The sequence below is a fragment of the Paracoccus sp. (in: a-proteobacteria) genome (assembly GCF_030536915.1).
GTDB lineage: Bacteria > Pseudomonadota > Alphaproteobacteria > Rhodobacterales > Rhodobacteraceae > Paracoccus.
The window spans coordinates 1-16,734 of record NZ_JAUNPC010000060.1 but is presented as its reverse complement, the minus strand read 5'-3'; the positions used below and the strand labels follow the sequence as shown (position 1 = coordinate 16,734).

Here is a 16,734-nt window from a genome sequence, read left to right as displayed (position 1 = left end):
GCCCAGCCGATCAGCGCCGTCACCGCGTTCAGCCCGGCGAGCCTATCCGCATCCGCCATCAGCCCGGCCCGCGCCCGGCCCGGTTCCACCGTGAAGCTGCCAAGCTGGTCGTCCAGCCGTGCCCGCCAGCGCAGGGACAGCCGGTTGCCGGGTTGCAGCATGGCTGCCCGCCTGACGCTCGCGCCGCCCGGCACGACGCCCGAGACCAGCCCCAACTCGCGCGTCAGCGCGGTCAGGATCACCGCGTGCTCGCCATGCCGGCGCCGCGCGATCGCCGTGCCCTCGCCATGCCATTCCATCCGGCTTCCTTTCCCGCGCAGGCTGCCGCAAGCTGGCGCGATTGAACAGGGACGCGAGGAAAAGATGCTGAAACCGTGGATCGAGGTTCAGGCGCGGCTGGTCGAGGTCGCCGCAGGCCGCGCGCCTGCCGACATGGTGATCCGCGGTGGCCAATGGGTCAACGTCCACACGCGCGAGGCGCTGCCCGGCCACGACATCGCCATCGCCGACGGCCGCGTGGCCTGCGTGCTGCCCGACGCATCCGCCAATATCGGCCCCGACACGCAGGTGATCGAGGCCAACGGGCGCTACATGCTCCCCGGCCTGATCGACGCCCATATGCATGTGGAATCGGGGATGCTGACGCCCGCGGGCTTCGCCGCCGCCGTGATCCCCCACGGCACGACCACGATCCTGCACGACCCCCACGAGATCGCCAATGTCATGGGGCTGGAAGGCGTGCGCCTGATGCGCGACGAAAGCCTGATCCAGCCGATCACCATGCTGACGCAGATGCCCAGTTGCGCGCCCTCGGCACCGGGGCTGGAAACCACCGGTTGTCCGATCACCGCCGGCGAGGTCGCGCAGGCCATGGGCTGGGAGGGCGTCGTGGGTCTGGGCGAGATGATGAACTTCCCCGCCGTCTCGGCCGGGAAGCCCGAGATGCTGTCCGAGATCGCCGCGACCCGCGCCGCCGGCAAGACGGTCGGCGGCCATTACGCCAGCCCCGACCTCGGCCGCGCCTTCTCGGCCTATGTCGCGGGCGGTGCCGCCGACGACCACGAGACGGTGGCCGAGGCGCAGGCCGTGGCCCGCGTGCGCCAGGGCATGGGCGCGATGCTGCGGCTGGGGTCCGCTTGGCACGACGTTCAGGCGCAGATCACGGCGATCACGCAGCGGGGATTGGACCCCTCGGGCTTCATGCTCTGCACCGACGATTCCCACGCGGGGACGCTGGTGCATGAGGGGCATATGGACCGGGTGGTGCGCCATGCGATCGACTGCGGCTGCGATCCGCTGGTCGCGATCCAGATGGCGACGATCAACACCGCCCGGCATTTCGGGCTGGAGCGGGAACTCGGCTCGATCACGCCCGGGCGCAGGGCCGACGTGATCCTGACCTCGGACCTGAAGACGCTGCCGGTCGAGGCGGTGGTGGCGCAGGGCCGCCTGGTCGCGGAAGCGGGGCGGCTGCTGGTCGACTGCCCCCGGATCGACTGGCCGGATGCGGCGCGGAACTCGGTCCATCTCGGTCGGGCGCTGACGGCCGCCGATTTCCGCGTGCCCGCCGAGGGCCGCGAGGCCGAGGTCCGCGTGATCGGCGTCATCGAGAACCAGGCCCCGACCCGCGCCCTGACCGCCACCCTGCCGATCCGCGACGGCGAGGTGATCCCCGAGGGGGTCGAGCGCATCGCGCTGGTCGAACGCCACAAGGGTACCGGCGGCGGCGTCAACGCCTTCGTGCAGGGCTTCGGCTACCGGGGCCGCATGGCGGTCGCCTCGACCGTCGCTCATGACAGCCACCACATGATCGTCGTCGGCACCTGCGGCGAGAACATGGCCGCCGCCTCGGCTCGGCTGGTGGAACTGGGCGGCGGGATCACCGTCTTCCGCGACGGGGCGGAGTTGGCCCATGTCGCCCTGCCCATCGCCGGGCTGATGTCGGACCGCCCGGCGGCGGAAGTCGCCGAAGCCGCCGAGGCCGTCAACCGCGCCATCCGCGACTGCGGCTGCAGCCTGAACAACGCGATCATGCAGCATGTCCTGCTGGCGCTGGTGGTGATCCCGGAACTGCGGATCTCGGATCTGGGGCTGGTGGACGTGACCCGGTTCCAGATCTGCGACGTGGTGAACGCGTCACGGTAGCAGTGGGTATTTGGGTCAGGAAGAACGTCAGGGGAGCGTGAGGGAGCCATCCTCGCCCAGCGGCCAGAAGGGGTTGTGCGCGATCTCCCAGACATGGCCATCCGGGTCGGCAAAGTAGCCGGAGGTGCCGCCCCAGGCGGCCTTCTCCGGGCGCTTGAGACAGGTGGCTCCGGCGTCGAGGGCGACTGGAAGACCGCCTCGACCTCGGCCATGTCGCGGCAGTTCTGGGCAAAGGTGACGGCGCCGGTCCCGAGTTCGGCCAAGGGACGACGCTGGTCCTCGGCCAGTTCGTCCAGCGCGAAGAGCGCCAGCGTGAGGCCCGGCATCTGGAACAGCGCGAGACCCTCGGGCGCGTTCGGATGCGGGGTCCAGCTCCAAGCGAGGTAGAAGCGGCGGGAGCAGTTCAGGTCGGCCACGCCGAGCGTGACCAGGCTGATGCGGTTGCGCGGCAGGGTCATGGCCACCTCTCATCGGTCGGAGGAACCGCCTCGCACCCGAGGGCTGGCGCGGTTGCGGCGCGGCCTCAGCCCTCGTCCGTCAGGGTCGAGGCCTCGCCCTCGCGCTCAACGTGGAGGAAGCGGGCGCGGCCGTCCAGACCGGCGAACAACTCGCGCCCCGTGCCGGTCAGGAAGACTTGGGCAGACAGCGCGGCGATCTCGTCGTAAAGCGCGCCGCGGCGGCTTTCGTCCAGATGCGCTGCCACCTCGTCCAGCAGGACGACGGGGCGTTCGGGCGCAAGCGCACGGGCGTTGGCGAGAATGAGGGAGAGGAGCAGCGCCTTCTGCTCTCCGGTGGAACTCAGCGCGGCGGGCATGTCCTGCAGGCCCCAGCTTGCGCCGAGATCGGCGCGATGGGGGCCGGTCAACGTCCGGCCCGCCGCCATGTCGCGGCGGCGCATCGCCGCCAGACGCGCGGCGATGCTGTCGGCATCCGCGTCGTCCGCCTCTCCGTCGCCTGCCAGCAGCACAAGGCGGGCCGAGGGGAAGCTGGTCTCGGCCCCCGCCTGCGCCTGCATGATCCGGGCCAGAGCCTCCAGCCGGTTGCGGGTGATCGCGGCACCCGCCTGCGCCATCCGGGTTTCCAGCACGCGATACCAGCGGTCGTCGCGCACATCGTCGCGCAGCAGGCGGTTGCGGTCGCGCATGGCCTTTTCATAAGCCAGCGCCTCCTCGGCGTGCCCCGGCGCGAAGCTCAGCGTCACGCGGTCCAGGAACCGCCTGCGCACCTCGGGCGCATCGGTCCACAGCCGGTCCATGGCGGGGGTCAGCCAGATCAGGCGCAGCAGCGTCCCCAGCGCCACCTGCGGCGCGGGCTTGTCGTCGATGGTGACTTGGCGGCCCTCTCCCGGAGCCGCGCCGGTTTCGACCGGGCGGTCGTCAATGATCGCACGGATGCGCCAGCCTGCCTCGGGGCCGCGCCGCGCCTGATCCTTGGGCGCGGCGCTGCGCATGCCCCGACCCGGCGACAGCATCGACAGGGCTTCCAGGATGTTGGTCTTGCCCGCGCCATTCGGGCCGAAGATGGCGACGGGCCGCGCGTCCAGATCCAGCGCCAGCCGCGGCCAGGACCGGAACTGCGCCAGAGCCAGCCGGCTAAGCGTCACACGCGCATCGGCATGACGACATAGACGGCGGATTCGTCCCCGCCCTCGCGGATCAGCGCCGCATCGCCCGAGCCGTTGAACAGGAAGACGGCGTTCTCGCGGTCGATCTGACCCGCGATCTCCTGCAGGTACTTGGCGTTGAAGCCGATCTCCAGCGGCTCGTCGGCGTAAGCCACGGCCAGTTCCTCGTCGGCCGCGCCCGCGTCGGGGGCGTTCACGGACAAAATCAGCCGGTCCTCGTCCAAGGCCAGCTTCACCGCGCGGGATCGTTCGCTGCTGACGGTCGCCACCCGGTCCACGGCGCGGGCGAAATCGGCCGCGTCCACTTCCAGCCGGCGGGTGTTCCCGCGCGGGATCACACGGGTGTAATCGGGGAAGGTGCCGTCGATGACCTTCGAGGTCAGGGTGATCGTCGGTGTGGCAAAGCGCACCTTCGTTTCGCCCACCGACACGGCGATCACCGCCTCGTCGTCGTCGAGCAACTTCTTCAGCTCCGCCACGGTCTTGCGGGGGACGATCACGCCCGGCATCGCCTCGGCCCCGTCCGGCAGGGCCGCGTCCACGCGGGCCAGGCGGTGGCCGTCGGTGGCCACGCAGCGCAAGGATCGCCCCCCACCCTCGCCGTCGGCCACATGCATGTAGACGCCGTTCAGGTAATAGCGCGTTTCCTCGGTCGAGATCGCAAAGCGCGACTTGTCGAACAGCCGCCGCAGGACCGGCGCGGGGGCGCTGAAGTTGGCCGCGTATTCGGTCGAGGCCATGATCGGGAAATCCTCGCGCGGCAGGGTCGCCAGCACGAAATTGGCGCGGCCCGCCTGCACCGTCAGCCGCGCCGCATCGCCGTCGGCCGAGATGTTGACCAGCGCCCCATCGGGCAGCTTGCGGGCGATGTCGTTCAGCAGCGCGGCGCTGACCGTGGTGGCGCCGGGACGCTCCACCGTAGCCGGCGCGCGGTCCACGACCTCGGTATCAAGGTCGGTCGCGCGGAAGCTGACCCCTTCCGGCGTGGCCTCGATCAGCACGTTGGCGAGGATCGGGATGGTGTTGCGGCGTTCCACGACCGACTGGGCCTGCGACACGGCCTTGTTCAGAACCGCCTTTTCGATCGAGAATTTCATGGCACCTTGCCCTTTTCGTCGCGAAAGCCGCCCCAAAGGGGCGGCGCGCGCTCAGTTTCCTCAATGTTCGCCCGCGGTCAAGCGTCCGTGAAGCCTCAGGCTTCCAGCGAGCGGCGCAGCAGGTCGATGTCCTCGGCAAGGCTGCGGTCCTCGGTCCGAAGCTCCTCGATCTTGCGGACGCCGTGCATGATCGTGGTATGGTCGCGCCCGCCGAAGCGGCGGCCGATTTCCGGCAGGCTGCGGCTGGTCATCTGCTTGGCCAGATACATGGCGATCTGCCGCGGCCGGGCCAGCGTCCGTACCCGCTTGGGGCCGACCAGATCCGACAGGCGGATGTTGTAATGCTCGGCCACCTTGCGCTGGATTTCCTCGACCGTGACCTTGCGGTCGGAGGCCCGCAGGATGTCGGCAAGGCATTCCTGCGTCATGTCGAGGTCGATTTCCCGTCCCATCAGGCTGGCGAAGGCAAAGAGCCGCTGCAGCGCGCCTTCCAGCACCCGCACGTTCGAGGTGATGCGGTGGGCCAGGAACTCCAGAACCCCCTGCCCCAGCCGAAGGCCGGGATAGGTCAGGCGGAACTGTTCCGTCTTGGACTGCAGGATCGACAGGCGCAATTCGTAGTCGGTCGGGTGCAGGTCGACGATCAAGCCGCAGGACAGGCGCGACTTGATCCGCTCCTCCATGTCCTTGATCTCGCCCGGCGCGCGGTCGGCGGAAATGACGATCTGCTTGCCCTGATCGACCAGCGCGTTGAACGTGTGGAAGAACTCCTCCTGCGTGGAATCCTTGCCGGCGATGAACTGGACGTCATCGACCATCAGCAGGTCCACGGTGCGGAACAGTTCCTTGAAGTCCATGACGGTGCGCTCGCGCAGCGCCTGGACAAAGCGGTACATGAACTGCTCGGCGGAGAGATAAAGGATGCGGGCCTGCGGGTCGCTGGCCTGACGTTCGCGGGCGATCGCGTGCATCAGGTGCGTCTTGCCCAGACCCACGCCGCCGTAAAGGAACAGCGGATTGAAGGTGACATGGCCGCCCTCGGCCACGCGGCGGGCGGCGGCATGGGCCAGCTCGTTCGGCTTGCCGACCACGAAATTGTCGAAGGTGAAGCGCGCGTCCAAGGGCGCCGTCATCTCCTCGTCGCGCAGGGGGCCGCGCGGGGTGACGCGATGGGCGGGATCGGGACGCAGTTCGGCCGGGGCGGCGGCCGCCGGCACCTCGGCCACACGGACCTCTGCCGGGCGGGGCGCGGCGACGGTGAAGTTCACCCGCTCGACCTCGGCGCCCTGATGGATCAGCGCGTCGATGATGGGCCGCGCGTAATGGCGCGACACCCAGTCCGACAGGAAGCGCGTCGGACAGGCGATGTCGGCCGCGCCGCCATCGATGGCGCGCAGGCTCAGCGGCGCAAGCCAGGTGACGTAGTTGTGCGTCCCCACCCGCGCCTCAAGCTCGGATCGCGCACCCGCCCAGAGATCGTTCATCCTGTCGTTCCTTCTGTCCCCGTTCCCCGCCGCGAACGCCGGCGGGACATCAGCCATCACACGCCACCACGCAGGGACGAACAGGACAGCCACGCCGCGGAAACCCTTGGCGTGCGGGGCCACGAGGCCCTGTCTGTCTGTTCCGGGTCGGCCCGTTTCCGGTGGCAGCCGAAGCAAGGCCCACGCGCGCCACGGCTGGCCCGTGGCAGCGGGCTTCAGCCCTGGTCTGCGCCTGCCCGGACCCTGCTGGCAGCTGGCGGTCCGGGCATCATCCCCTGTCGCGACGTGAATCGCACCGACCAAGCTAGCGGCAAGCCCAAGGGTGCCGCAACCGAACTATCAGCTTGACAGGGGCTTTGGTCCGCGAATCTGTGGCAGGACTGCATCGGTTTTATTACACCATAAATATCAATAACTTAGTAAAAAATCGTTGCTGCGCCGCAGAATGCGCAAGGGCGCCCCGGCAACCGGGACGCCCTTGCAGACGCATGGTTATCTGCGGCGGATCAGACGGCGGACAGTGTCTTCACGCGGGCCGCCAGGCGCGACATCTTGCGCGCCGCGGTGTTCTTGTGGACGACGCCCTTGGTGACGCCGCGCATCAGTTCCGGCTGGGCCGCCTTCAGCGCCTCGGCCGCGACCTGCGCATCGCCGCCGGCGATCGCTTCCTCGACCTTGCGCAGATAGGTGCGGATGCGCGAGCGGCGGGCCTTGTTGACGGCGGTGCGGCGCTCGGTCTGGCGGGCGCGTTTCTGGGACTGGGGCGTGTTGGCCATGTGTGCTTGTCTCTATCGGTCAGTTGCGTTCATGTCGTCGCGCAAAAGACCCAAGACAGCCGATCCCCGGAAGGATCGGTCCTGATTCTTGCCTAAGCGGGCCCACGCGCATGTAACCGTAGGCCTATAGGGGCAAAGGACGGAAAAGGAAAGCCCCGATCAGCGGTCGCGGAACTGCGCCTCGCGCTTTTCGGCGAAGGCGCTCATGCCTTCCTTCTGGTCCTCGGTCGCGAACAGCGCGTGGAAGGCGCGGCGTTCATACAGCAGCCCCTCGCGCAGCGTCGTCTCGTAGCTGCGGTTGACCGATTCCTTGGCGACTATCATCGCGACCGCGGATTTCGCGGCGATCTTCTTCGCCGCCCCCATGGCTTCCTCGATCAGCCTGTCGGCCGGCACCACCCGGCTGACGAGGCCCGAGCGTTCCGCCTCGGCCGCGTCCATGAAGCGGCCGGTCAGGTTCATGTCCATGGCCTTGGACTTGCCGACAAAGCGCGTCAGCCGCTGCGTCCCGCCGATCCCCGCGATGACGCCAAGGTTGATCTCGGGCTGGCCGAACTTGGCGTTGTCGGCGCAGATGATGAAGTCGCACATCATCGCCAGCTCGCAGCCCCCGCCCAGCGCATAGCCCGCGACGGCGGCGATCACCGGCTTGCGGATGCGGCTCATCTGCTCGATCTCGGGACCGAAGAGGTCGTCGGTCAGCACATCCACATAGGATTTCGACGCCATCTCCTTGATGTCCGCGCCCGCGGCAAAGGCCTTCTCGCTGCCGGTCAGGACGATGCAGCGGACATTGTCGTCCTTGTCCGCCGCCGTCATCGCCGCGGCGAGTTCCGAGACCAGCTCGCCGCTGAGCGCATTCAGCGCTTCGGGGCGGTTGAGGCGAATCAGCGCGACATGGTCGGCGATTTCGACGATCAGGGTCTTGTAGGCCATGTGAGCATGCTCCGCGCAGCGATTGCGATTTCACAACGGCTTAGCAAAGCAACGGCCCCGGTTCCAGCGTCACCGCTGGCAGTCGGGGCAATACCAGGTGGACCGCCCCCCCTGCACGATCCGCCGCACCGTGCCGCCGCAGCCGTCCCGCAGACAGGGCTGCCCCTCGCGCCCATAGGTGCGGAAGCTGTGCTGGAAATAGCCAAGCTCACCCGAGGTCTGCCGGTGGTCGCGCAAGGACGATCCCCCCGCCTCGATGGCCAGAGCCAGCACCTCGCGGATCGCCGCGTGCAGCCGGGCGATGCGCTCGGGTCCGATCCGACCTGCAGCCCGTGCCGGATGAATGCCCGCCCGGAACAGCGCCTCGCAGACATAGATGTTGCCCAAGCCCGCGATGATCCGCTGATCCAGCAGCGCCGCCTTGATCGGTGTCTTCTTCCCGGCCAGCGCCGCCGCCAGCCGCGCGGGGGTGAAATCCTCGTCGAAAGGCTCTGGCCCCAGCGCGGCCAGCAGAGGGTGACTGCCATCCCGTACCAGGTCCACCGCGCCGAAGCGGCGGGCGTCGTTCAGGGTGATGGTGGTGCCGTCCTCGGTCGTCAGCACCAGATGGTCGTGCTTGGGCAGCACCGCGGGGTCGTGGTGGAACCGACCCAGCCCCTCGCCCTCGATCCGCACCCGCCCCGACATCCCCAGATGCAGCAGCAGGCTCGCATCCCGGTCCAGATCGGCGAGGATATATTTCGACCGCCGCCGCAGGTCGGTCACAAGCGCCCCCGTCAGCACCTGCACCAGATCGGGCGGCATCGGCCAGCGCAGGTCAGGGCGGCGCTGGTCCACCCGGACGATGCGCCGCCCGACCAGATGCGGCTGAAGACCGCGACGCACCGTTTCCACCTCTGGCAGTTCTGGCATTTCCCGCCCATCCGCTGCATTGTGCCGCCCTGACCGGCGACTGGAAGTTCAGCTATGATCGACACCCCCCCGAAGCAAACCCATTTCGGCTTCCGCGACGTGCCCGAGGGCGAAAAGGCGGGGATGGTGCATGGCGTCTTTTCCCGTGTCGCATCCAGATACGACGTGATGAACGACCTGATGAGCGTGGGCATCCACCGGCTGTGGAAGAACGCGATGATGGACTGGCTCGCGCCCCGGGACGGCCAGCACCTGCTGGACGTGGCGGGCGGGACCGGCGACATCGCCTTCCGCTTCCTTCAGCGGGCGCCGGGCGCGCGGGTGACGGTCTGCGACATGACCGAGTCCATGCTGATCGAGGGCCGCAAGCGGGCCGAGGCCGACCGCCTCGCCGACCGCCTGTCCTGGGTGACGGGCGACGCCATGGCCCTGCCCTTCGCGGACGAAAGCTTCGACCGCTACACGATCAGCTTCGGCATCCGCAACGTGACCCGCATCCCCGACGCGCTGGCCGAGGCCTTCCGCGTCCTGAAACCCGGCGGCCGCCTGATGGTGCTGGAGTTCAGCCAGCTTCCCGTCCCCATGCTGCAATGGGCCTATGACCGCTATTCCTTCAACGTGATCCCGCCGCTCGGGCAGATAGTGGCGGGGGATCGCGACAGCTACCAGTATCTGGTGGAATCGATCCGCCGCTTCCCCGATCAGGAGACCTTCGCCGGGATGATCCGGGACGCGGGGTTCGAGCGGGTGCAGTATCGCAACCTCTCCATGGGCATCGCCGCGCTGCATTCGGGCTGGAAGATCTGAATGCGCGGCCCCCACAACATCTGGCGCCTGATCCGCACCGGCGCCACCTTCCAGCGCACCGGCGCCATGGGCGCGGCGCTGGACGCCATGAACGCCCCGCCCCGGCTGCGGGTCGCCGCCCGGCTGCTGGGCTGGCCCTTCGCCTGGCTGGGCTACAAGGGCGATCCGGCGCTGCCGCCGGTGACGCGGGCGATCACCGCCCTCGGCCCCGCCTATATCAAGTTCGGCCAGATCCTCTCGACCCGTCCCGACGTCGTGGGCGCCGAGATGGCCGGCCACCTGCGGATGCTGCAGGACAGCCTGCCCCCCTTTCCGGTCGAGATCGCCCGCAAGCAGATCGAGGAAGACCTCGGTGCCCCGGTCGAGTCCCTCTTCACCGACTTCTCGCCCCCGATCGCGGCCGCCTCGATCGCCCAGGTCCACCGGGCGCACCGCGCCGACAGCGGGGCCGAGGTCGCGGTCAAGGTCCTGCGCCCCGGTATCGCCGCCGCCTTCCGCCGCGACATCGACGCCTTCCACTTCGCCGCCGCCCTGATCGAGCGCCTGTCCCCCGCCAGCCGCCGCCTGCGCCCCCGCGACGTGATCGGCCATTTCGAATCCACCGTGATGGGGGAACTGGACCTGCGGCTGGAAGCCGCCTCGGCCTCCGAGTTCGCCGAGAACACCCGCGAGGACGCGGGCTTCTCGGTCCCCCTGCCGCATTGGGATCTCAGCGGACGGCGGGTGATGACCAGCGACTGGGCCGAGGGCATCCCCATGGCCGACGTCCCCGCGATCCGCGCCGCCGGTCACGACACTGCCCGCATCGCGGAACGGATGCTGCAGATCTTTCTCAGCCACGCGCTGCGCGACGGCTTTTTCCACGCCGACATGCACCAGGGAAACCTGCGTGTCGCACCGAACGGCGACATCGTCGCCTTCGACTTCGGCATCATGGGCCAGATCGACGAATACACCCGCCGGGTCTATGCCGAGATCATCTACGGCTTCATCCAGCGCGACTACGCCCGTGTCGCCCGCGTCCATTTCGAGGCGGGCTACGTCCCCCCCGACCGCGACATGGCCCAGTTCTCTCGCGCCCTGCGCGCGGTGGGCGAGCCCATCTTCGGCGCCGACGCCAGCCGCATCTCGATGGCGAACCTGCTCGCCTATCTCTTCGAGGTGACGGAACGCTTCGGCATGGCCACCCGGACCGAACTGATCCTGCTGCAGCGCACCATGGTCGTGGTCGAGGGCGTGACCCGCACGCTCGACCCCCAGATCAATATCTGGGCCGCCGCCCGGCCAGCGGTCGAGCTTTACATCCGCGACAACCTCGGCCCCCGCGCCGCGGTCCGCGACGGGCTGAAGGTCCTCCACGCGCTGGGCCGCCGCGGCCCGCTGCTGCCCGAGGTGGTGGACCGCCAGTTCGACCGCCTGTCCCGCCCCGAAACGACAACGGTCATCGTCCAGGCGACCGGCCCGCGCTGGCCCCTTGCGGTCGCCCTGCTTGCAGCAGGCGCGGTTCTGGGCGCGCTGCTGTCATGATCTCACCGCCGTTCGGTGCGGACTACCAAGGCCATGTGCCCCTGCAGCGAACCCGGGCTACTGCCCTGCGACCGCCGGCAACCTGACCGGCAGCCGCCGCGCCAACAGCCGGTTTCCCCCCCGCAGCGCCCCCTCCCCGGCGGCACCGGCGCGTCCGATGCTTGCAGGGCGAGACGCCCTGAAACCAGGGGTGGCGCGTTGCCATCCAGTGGCCACCCGCAGCCTGCAGCCTGCCATTTGCTGTCGCCGGCAACAGGTTCTCGCCTGCCGCATCGCCTTTCCCTGAAGGCGCCGGCAGGTGAGATACTTGCGTGGTGATGTGCCCAAGAACGAGCTGTAAAGTCCTGGCGTCCAGTGGCCGCCGACAAACCCTGACCATCAGCCGCCAACGCCGACAACCAGATTTTCGCCTGCAGGATCGTCCTTCTCGAAAGCGGCGACGCATGAGATGCTTGCATGGTGAGGTGCCCTGAGAGGAACCGTAAAGCGCAGCGTCATCTTCGTCCTCGGACCGAAGAAACGCACCGGGCCAGGCTTCCCAAAGACTCCTCCGGCAACATCCAGTCCCTGTATCAGCGCCCCTCAAACATCAACCGCAGTCTCTGCCGCTCCGCCCCCCTGCGTCATCAATGCGGCGAGACGGCATGTTCACCTCCCGCTCGACAGCAGCACCAGCGCCGCGTTGTACGAGGATTGCGCCGGGCTGACGGCCTGCGCCCGGACCACAAAACGCTGGATCAGCTTTTCCACGTTGGAGGTGTCGGCGAAGACCGAAGGCGATTCGGACCCGAACAGCTTGCCGCTTCGCGTCTTCATCTCGGCAAGCTGCCGGTCGATCGGCAGCTTGCCGAAATCCGCTCCAAGCCCCAGCCCGCCTTCGACCACCTTCCGCAGCGGCGCCGAACCAAGGATGTTGTACCAGCGGGTGTTGTCAGATGATGCCGACGCCCCCAAGGCCTTCAGCTCGCGTTCGGCGCTCATTGCCAGGCGCAGGTTTCCGTCGATCGTGCCGACCCTGCGTTCCAGTTCGGCCGAAACATGGCGTCCGACGATCTCGCCGGCAAGATCGGCGGAAGGACCCTTGCCCGCGCCGAAGCGGAATGCCTCGGCCATGGCGCGATAGCGCTTGTCGCTCAGCCGGTTGGCCAGGCTTTTCGGATCGCTCAGGTCCGACTCGAGGATCTTGCGGATGAAGAAGCGGTTGTTCGCATCCCCTTCCAGCCCGAAGGCGCTGAGAGAGGTCCGCAGCAGGCGGAAATCCGACACCAGATCTTCGGCGCTGCCGACCTGGCCAAGCTTTGCGCTGACATGGGCGGTGTCGCGCGCCACCTGCGGGTCGCGGGCGACCAGCGCCTTCTGCGCCTCAGCGGTCCGGGCGAGCAGCCGCCAGCCCGCATAGCCGCCCTGCCCGACGAGCGGCTGGAAGCTCATGCGAGCTGCGCGAAGATCCGCGCCTCTCGGGGCAACAGGCTGCGAAGCTGGCGCAGCGCGCGATAGACATTGCCGCCGATCACATCGGCCGTTGCGCCGTCCAGCGCGGCCCGGCTGTCGCGGTCGTCGAAGACCCGGGACAACTGCTCGATCCCGCGCAGCAGGTCGCGCCGCCCCTGCGCGGGATCGGCATCGCCCGACAGCAGAAGCTGCGCGTCGTAACAGACCCGCGCGACGGGGGACGCCACATCGTCGGGGTGAATGGCGTCCTTGAGCCGCAGGATGCTCGCGTTCGGGGTCTTGATCGCGATCCTGCAACGCCGGTCGCCGTTCTCGATGACCGCGCCGTTGATCAGCACGCGCTCGCCGGGTGCGAGCTTGAGGATGAGTCCGGTCATGGGATATCCCTGCTGGGGCCATTGCCGGTGGCCTGATTGCGGATGCCCGCGAGGCGGGGTCCTTGGGAAAGATGCATCAGCGGGGCGGCTGTTCGAACAGCCCGCGGGCAATTGCGCGGTTGATCTCGACCAGTGCGGCGGCACTCGTCTCTCCGGCAAGGATGCGGGTGGTTTCCTTTTCGACAAAGCCGGCAATGGACAGAAGCTGCGCCCGCAGGGGCACCGGAAAGCCGTTGCCGTCACCCCCGAGATCCTCGGCAGCCAGGCGCCAGAACCGGCGGTTCTCGTGCACCGCGGCAACCAGGGCGGCAAAGCCGCTGTCCGGCTGTGAAGCGCGGATCATGCCGGCGGCCAGTTTCGAGAGGATGAGGGCCTCGGCCCGGCGCGGGTCGGCCTCGACCGAGGCGGCGGCGCCATAGCCGTATGGAACCTGTGCGTTCACGAACGCTCCTTTCCAGATCGCGTGAGGTCAGTCGGAAGGTTGAACCGGGGCCTTGCAGCCCCGGTCCGTGTCATCAGCCGCGGAACAGCGACAGCAGCGACTGCGGCGCCTGGTTGGCGATCGACAGCGACTGCGTGGCCAGCTGCTGCTGGACCTGCAGGGCCTGCAGACGGGCCGAGGTCTCCTCCATGTCGGCATCGACCATCGAGCCGATGCCGGACTTGAGCGAGTCCGCCAACTTGCCGACGAAGCTGGACTGGTCCGTGATCTGCTTGCCCTTGGAACCGAGCGACGCGGCGCCGTTGGCTGCAAGCTCGATCAGCGCCTCGATCTCGCCGATCGCCGTCGTCGCCGTGGCCGCACTGGTGATGCCCGTGATGGTCGCGGCCTCGATCGAGGTCTCGAACGCCGCCGTTCCAACGGTGATCGCGGTTGCCGCCGTCGTCGTGGCCGTCCCGCGGTCCAGCGACGCCAGGACGCTGAACGAGCCACTGCCATTGCCGACATCGGTCTTCAGCAGGTTGATCCCGTTCATCTGCGAAGCGTCGATGATCGCGGTGATCTGGTTCTTCTTGGCGACGATGTCGGTGTTGATCTTGCCATGATCGGCGCTGTCGTTCGCTGCCGAAACCGCAAGATCCTTCATCCCGCGCAGAAGGTCGGTGATCTGCTCGGCGCCGTTGCGCGCCACCGCGACGGTTGCTTCCGCCACATTCAGCTGGCTGCGGATGGCCTTGAAGGACGACTCGTCGCTTTCCATGATCTTGGCCGTGGCCCAGATCGCGGCATTGTCCTTGGCTGTCGCGACCGATTTGCCGGTCGAGATCTCGTTCTGGGTCTTGGCCATGTTCGAGTTGATCCCCTTGAGGGTCTGCAACGCGACCATGGCGCCATTGTTGGTCAGAATGCTGGACATTTTATCCTCTGGTGTTTCGGGACGGATCATTCCGTCCCGCGTTTCAGATATTCCGGCCTTCTGACCAGCGGGCCATTCCCGGCGTCCTCTTGACGCGATCACCTTTCTAATCGGCAACGTCTAAGGAATAGTGAACGCGACCCCGTCCGGCAAAACGACAATCAACGGCATTTTACTAAAACCGGTGCGTGCGGGCGGAAAGATCGGTTCCGACCCGGTGCCGCCCCGCGCGGTCGTAGACATCCAGCCCGCCCAGCACCGCCGACAGGTCGCGCATCCAGCTGCGCGTCTGGTCCAGCCCTTCAAGCGCCGCCTGCGCCAGTTCGCGCAGACGGGAAAGCTGGCCTTCGCAGGCCGCGCGAAGCGCATCATCGGGCGGGTTCGCGCTGATTTCCTTGTGAAAGATCTCCAGCGCCGCCTGGCAAGCCTCGGGCTCGCCGCGAATCATGGCGCGGCAGGCATCCCGCAGGATCGCTTCGGGATCACGCATGGTCGGCCAGCCGGGTCACGAGGTTCAGGTCAAGGCGCGCGGCCATGGCGGCCGCGTGCCGCTCGGTCAGGAAAGAGGCGAACTGGGATTCTCCGATCCCGCCGCCGAATGCGCCTCCGCCGCCCTCCGGCATCGCGATCTTCAGCATTTCGGCCAGAAACGCCGCTTCAAGCTTGTCGGCGCTGCGTGAAAGATCAGTCCGAAGGGGGGAATGCAGGCTCGGTCCCTCGACGTTCACGATCATCTCCATTTCGATCCAGTTTTTTCTGGCATATCGCCCGCCGGTAAATATTCGGTAACCGGAAGCGCTTATCCCGAGGCAGGTGATTCCGAAGGTTCATGTCGATGCAGGTTCAATCACAAAGCTGGGCGCTGGCCTTCTCTCCCGCTGTCGCATCGGGCGGGGGAACGCCCTCTGCGACAGAGGGCGGGCTGTTCGCAGCGGTCCTTGACGCGCCCGACGGCGATCTGCCGTCCACTGGCGCAGGCGCAAAGGAACCTGCCGCCGAGCCATCTCCCGCTGCCGGAAACGGGGAACCGGCCGAGGACAAGCCGGACGCCCCCGACGTGTCCGAGGCAAGCGGGATGATGCTCTCCCCCGCCGTGAACGACCCCTTGCCGCGCGGGTGTGCAGCGGATGCCGCAGCGGCGGCCCTGCCGGAAGAAGGCGCTTCGCCGGGCGGCCTGCCCGCCCCCGGTCGGTGGCCGCAGCAGGACCGGGCGCCGCTCTCGCACTTCGCTTCGGATCGGCAGGCGCAGGGGGCGGCCAGCTTCGAGAAGGCCAGCCAGCCGCAGACCCTCGAAGCCTTGGAAGCGCAGGCGCAGCCGGGCGCGAGGCCGCCGCAGCCCGCTGATGCCGTGCCACCGGCACCCTCCCCCCCCGCCGGGAGCATCGGCCTTGGCAACGCGCCCGAAGGAACGGCATCGCCCGGCCTTTCCCCCTCCCTTCGCCCGCCCGGCGCGGAACCGTCACCCGTCCCTTGCCCGGATGCCATCACCCTGCCCGCGGAAACCCTGCAGCCCACCGACACCCGGCTGCCCGAGGCGCTGATCATGCCCACCGAGATCCGCGAGGCTCAGCTGCGCATCACCGAAGCCCCAGCCCTGCACCGCCCCCCGCCTGCCGAGCCGCACCGTCAGATCGCCGATGCCATCGTCCGCTCGCGCGATGGACAGGTCGAACTCATCCTGAACCCGGTCGAGCTTGGCCGCGTCACCGTTCTTCTGGGCGCCGAGAGCAATCCCGGTCATCTGGCGATGTTCGTCGAGCGGCCCGAGACGCTGGACCTCATCCGCCGCCATGGCGAGCAACTGCTGCGCGAGTTGCGCGACGGCGGGATGTCCGATCCCAGTTTCGACGTCCTGCAGCAGGACAGCCACGACCCTTCCAGGGACAGGAACCCGCGCCGCGGCGAGAGCCGGACCGCCGCCGGCCTGCGCATCCCCGAGGGCCTGCAAGAGGCCGCGCCCTGCGCCGTCCCGTTTTCCCGCCTCGACATCCGGCTTTAGGAGCATCCCGTGACCAGCATTGCCCCGACCGTCGCCGCCGCACCAGCCCCCACCGGCCCGGCCCCGGCGGCCGCTGCATCCTTCGCCGGCGGCGATTTCGAGACCTTTCTCAAGATGCTCACCACCCAGATCAGGAACCAGGACCCGCTGAACCCGATGGAGGGATCGGATTTCGCCGTGCAACTCGCGACCTTCTCGGGGGTCGAGCAGCAGGTGCGGACCAACCAGCTTCTGGAACTT

At 68.3% G+C, this 16,734-nt stretch carries 18 protein-coding genes and 1 pseudogene; 5 read left to right on the top strand and 14 right to left on the bottom strand.

The annotated features are described in order from the left end of the window. The coding region (locus tag Q4F04_RS10745) for a DNA repair protein RecO (protein ID WP_303369827.1) at positions 1 to 299 on the bottom strand (299 nt) is incomplete at its 3' end. A 64-nt stretch (positions 300 to 363) separates the two neighbouring features. On the opposite strand from Q4F04_RS10745, the gene ade reads away from it, so the two are divergent. Further along, complete coding sequence (gene ade, locus Q4F04_RS10740) at positions 364 to 2,145, top strand: adenine deaminase (protein WP_303369826.1); 1,782 nt, start codon at positions 364 to 366, stop codon at positions 2,143 to 2,145. A gap of 27 nt (positions 2,146 to 2,172) precedes the next feature. On the opposite strand, the pseudogene Q4F04_RS10735 reads toward ade, so the two are convergent. From Q4F04_RS10735 to mutM, 7 genes and pseudogenes are all read right to left on the bottom strand, one after another. After that, a pseudogene (locus tag Q4F04_RS10735) lies at positions 2,173 to 2,597 on the bottom strand (VOC family protein). 71 nt (positions 2,598 to 2,668) lie between these two features. After that, a complete protein-coding gene (gene recF / locus Q4F04_RS10730) occupies positions 2,669 to 3,748 on the bottom strand; it encodes a DNA replication/repair protein RecF (protein ID WP_303369825.1) in 1,080 nt (359 codons plus the stop codon). Then, positions 3,745 to 4,866: a DNA polymerase III subunit beta gene (gene dnaN, locus Q4F04_RS10725; RefSeq protein ID WP_303369824.1), complete on the bottom strand. Its 1,122-nt coding sequence runs from the start codon at positions 4,864 to 4,866 to the stop codon at positions 3,745 to 3,747. Before dnaN ends, recF begins: the two co-directional genes overlap by 4 nt. Positions 4,867 to 4,961: 95 nt before the next feature. Further along, a complete protein-coding gene (gene dnaA / locus Q4F04_RS10720) occupies positions 4,962 to 6,350 on the bottom strand; it encodes a chromosomal replication initiator protein DnaA (protein ID WP_303369823.1) in 1,389 nt (462 codons plus the stop codon). Between the two features lie 506 nt (positions 6,351 to 6,856). Beyond that, a complete protein-coding gene (gene rpsT, locus Q4F04_RS10715; protein ID WP_303369822.1) occupies positions 6,857 to 7,126 on the bottom strand; it encodes a 30S ribosomal protein S20 in 270 nt (89 codons plus the stop codon). 159 nt (positions 7,127 to 7,285) lie between these two features. Beyond that, on the bottom strand, positions 7,286 to 8,062 hold the full coding sequence (locus tag Q4F04_RS10710; protein ID WP_303369821.1) for an enoyl-CoA hydratase: 777 nt from the start codon (positions 8,060 to 8,062) through the stop codon (positions 7,286 to 7,288). A gap of 69 nt (positions 8,063 to 8,131) precedes the next feature. Continuing rightward, positions 8,132 to 8,974 (bottom strand): bifunctional DNA-formamidopyrimidine glycosylase/DNA-(apurinic or apyrimidinic site) lyase, encoded by an 843-nt coding sequence (gene mutM, locus Q4F04_RS10705; protein WP_303369820.1) that lies wholly within the window; start codon positions 8,972 to 8,974, stop codon positions 8,132 to 8,134. A 54-nt stretch (positions 8,975 to 9,028) separates the two neighbouring features. On the opposite strand from mutM, the gene ubiE reads away from it, so the two are divergent. Together ubiE and ubiB are read left to right on the top strand one after the other, a co-directional pair. Then, positions 9,029 to 9,781: a bifunctional demethylmenaquinone methyltransferase/2-methoxy-6-polyprenyl-1,4-benzoquinol methylase UbiE gene (gene ubiE / locus Q4F04_RS10700; RefSeq protein WP_303369819.1), complete on the top strand. Its 753-nt coding sequence runs from the start codon at positions 9,029 to 9,031 to the stop codon at positions 9,779 to 9,781. After that, positions 9,782 to 11,308, top strand: a complete 1,527-nt coding sequence (ubiB, locus tag Q4F04_RS10695; protein WP_303369818.1) for a 2-polyprenylphenol 6-hydroxylase — start codon at positions 9,782 to 9,784, stop codon at positions 11,306 to 11,308. A 648-nt stretch (positions 11,309 to 11,956) separates the two neighbouring features. Here ubiB and Q4F04_RS10690 read toward each other — a convergent pair. From Q4F04_RS10690 to Q4F04_RS10665, 6 genes are all read right to left on the bottom strand, one after another. Beyond that, positions 11,957 to 12,739: a DUF1217 domain-containing protein gene (locus Q4F04_RS10690; RefSeq protein WP_303369817.1), complete on the bottom strand. Its 783-nt coding sequence runs from the start codon at positions 12,737 to 12,739 to the stop codon at positions 11,957 to 11,959. Beyond that, complete coding sequence (gene flbT / locus Q4F04_RS10685; protein ID WP_303369816.1) at positions 12,736 to 13,137, bottom strand: flagellar biosynthesis repressor FlbT; 402 nt, start codon at positions 13,135 to 13,137, stop codon at positions 12,736 to 12,738. The genes Q4F04_RS10690 and flbT overlap by 4 nt, the downstream gene beginning before the upstream one ends. A gap of 76 nt (positions 13,138 to 13,213) precedes the next feature. After that, the gene (locus Q4F04_RS10680) at positions 13,214 to 13,579 is read right to left on the bottom strand and encodes a flagellar biosynthesis regulator FlaF (RefSeq protein WP_303369815.1); all 366 of its coding nucleotides are present in this window, start codon (positions 13,577 to 13,579) and stop codon (positions 13,214 to 13,216) included. 73 nt (positions 13,580 to 13,652) lie between these two features. Next, positions 13,653 to 14,495, bottom strand: coding sequence for a flagellin (locus Q4F04_RS10675; RefSeq protein WP_303369814.1), 843 nt, complete (start codon positions 14,493 to 14,495; stop codon positions 13,653 to 13,655). Positions 14,496 to 14,670: 175 nt separating this feature from the next. After that, positions 14,671 to 14,985 (bottom strand): hypothetical protein, encoded by a 315-nt coding sequence (locus tag Q4F04_RS10670; protein ID WP_303369813.1) that lies wholly within the window; start codon positions 14,983 to 14,985, stop codon positions 14,671 to 14,673. After that, positions 14,978 to 15,235, bottom strand: coding sequence for a chemotaxis protein chel (locus tag Q4F04_RS10665; protein ID WP_303369812.1), 258 nt, complete (start codon positions 15,233 to 15,235; stop codon positions 14,978 to 14,980). Before Q4F04_RS10665 ends, Q4F04_RS10670 begins: the two co-directional genes overlap by 8 nt. A gap of 95 nt (positions 15,236 to 15,330) precedes the next feature. Between Q4F04_RS10665 and Q4F04_RS10660 the strand changes: the two genes are divergently transcribed. Next, the gene (locus Q4F04_RS10660) at positions 15,331 to 16,494 is read left to right on the top strand and encodes a flagellar hook-length control protein FliK (RefSeq protein ID WP_303369811.1); all 1,164 of its coding nucleotides are present in this window, start codon (positions 15,331 to 15,333) and stop codon (positions 16,492 to 16,494) included. Between the two features lie 9 nt (positions 16,495 to 16,503). Then, positions 16,504 to 16,734: flagellar hook capping FlgD N-terminal domain-containing protein (locus Q4F04_RS10655; RefSeq protein WP_303369810.1), on the top strand; the 231-nt coding region annotated here is incomplete at its 3' end.

Bases quoted from the DNA above. Each gene is read 5' to 3' on its own strand.
- ade (WP_303369826.1), top strand. From the start codon at position 364: ATGCTGAAACCGTGGATCGAGGTTCAGGCGCGGCTGGTCGAGGTCGCC.
- dnaN (WP_303369824.1), bottom strand. From the start codon at position 4,866: ATGAAATTCTCGATCGAAAAGGCGGTTCTGAACAAGGCCGTGTCGCAG.
- dnaA (WP_303369823.1), bottom strand. From the start codon at position 6,350: ATGAACGATCTCTGGGCGGGTGCGCGATCCGAGCTTGAGGCGCGGGTG.
- rpsT (WP_303369822.1), bottom strand. From the start codon at position 7,126: ATGGCCAACACGCCCCAGTCCCAGAAACGCGCCCGCCAGACCGAGCGC.
- Q4F04_RS10710 (WP_303369821.1), bottom strand. From the start codon at position 8,062: ATGGCCTACAAGACCCTGATCGTCGAAATCGCCGACCATGTCGCGCTG.
- mutM (WP_303369820.1), bottom strand. From the start codon at position 8,974: ATGCCAGAACTGCCAGAGGTGGAAACGGTGCGTCGCGGTCTTCAGCCG.
- ubiE (WP_303369819.1), top strand. From the start codon at position 9,029: ATGATCGACACCCCCCCGAAGCAAACCCATTTCGGCTTCCGCGACGTG.
- ubiB (WP_303369818.1), top strand. From the start codon at position 9,782: ATGCGCGGCCCCCACAACATCTGGCGCCTGATCCGCACCGGCGCCACC.
- Q4F04_RS10690 (WP_303369817.1), bottom strand. From the start codon at position 12,739: ATGAGCTTCCAGCCGCTCGTCGGGCAGGGCGGCTATGCGGGCTGGCGG.
- flbT (WP_303369816.1), bottom strand. From the start codon at position 13,137: ATGACCGGACTCATCCTCAAGCTCGCACCCGGCGAGCGCGTGCTGATC.
- Q4F04_RS10675 (WP_303369814.1), bottom strand. From the start codon at position 14,495: ATGTCCAGCATTCTGACCAACAATGGCGCCATGGTCGCGTTGCAGACC.
- Q4F04_RS10670 (WP_303369813.1), bottom strand. From the start codon at position 14,985: ATGCGTGATCCCGAAGCGATCCTGCGGGATGCCTGCCGCGCCATGATT.
- Q4F04_RS10665 (WP_303369812.1), bottom strand. From the start codon at position 15,235: ATGGAGATGATCGTGAACGTCGAGGGACCGAGCCTGCATTCCCCCCTT.
- Q4F04_RS10660 (WP_303369811.1), top strand. From the start codon at position 15,331: ATGCAGGTTCAATCACAAAGCTGGGCGCTGGCCTTCTCTCCCGCTGTC.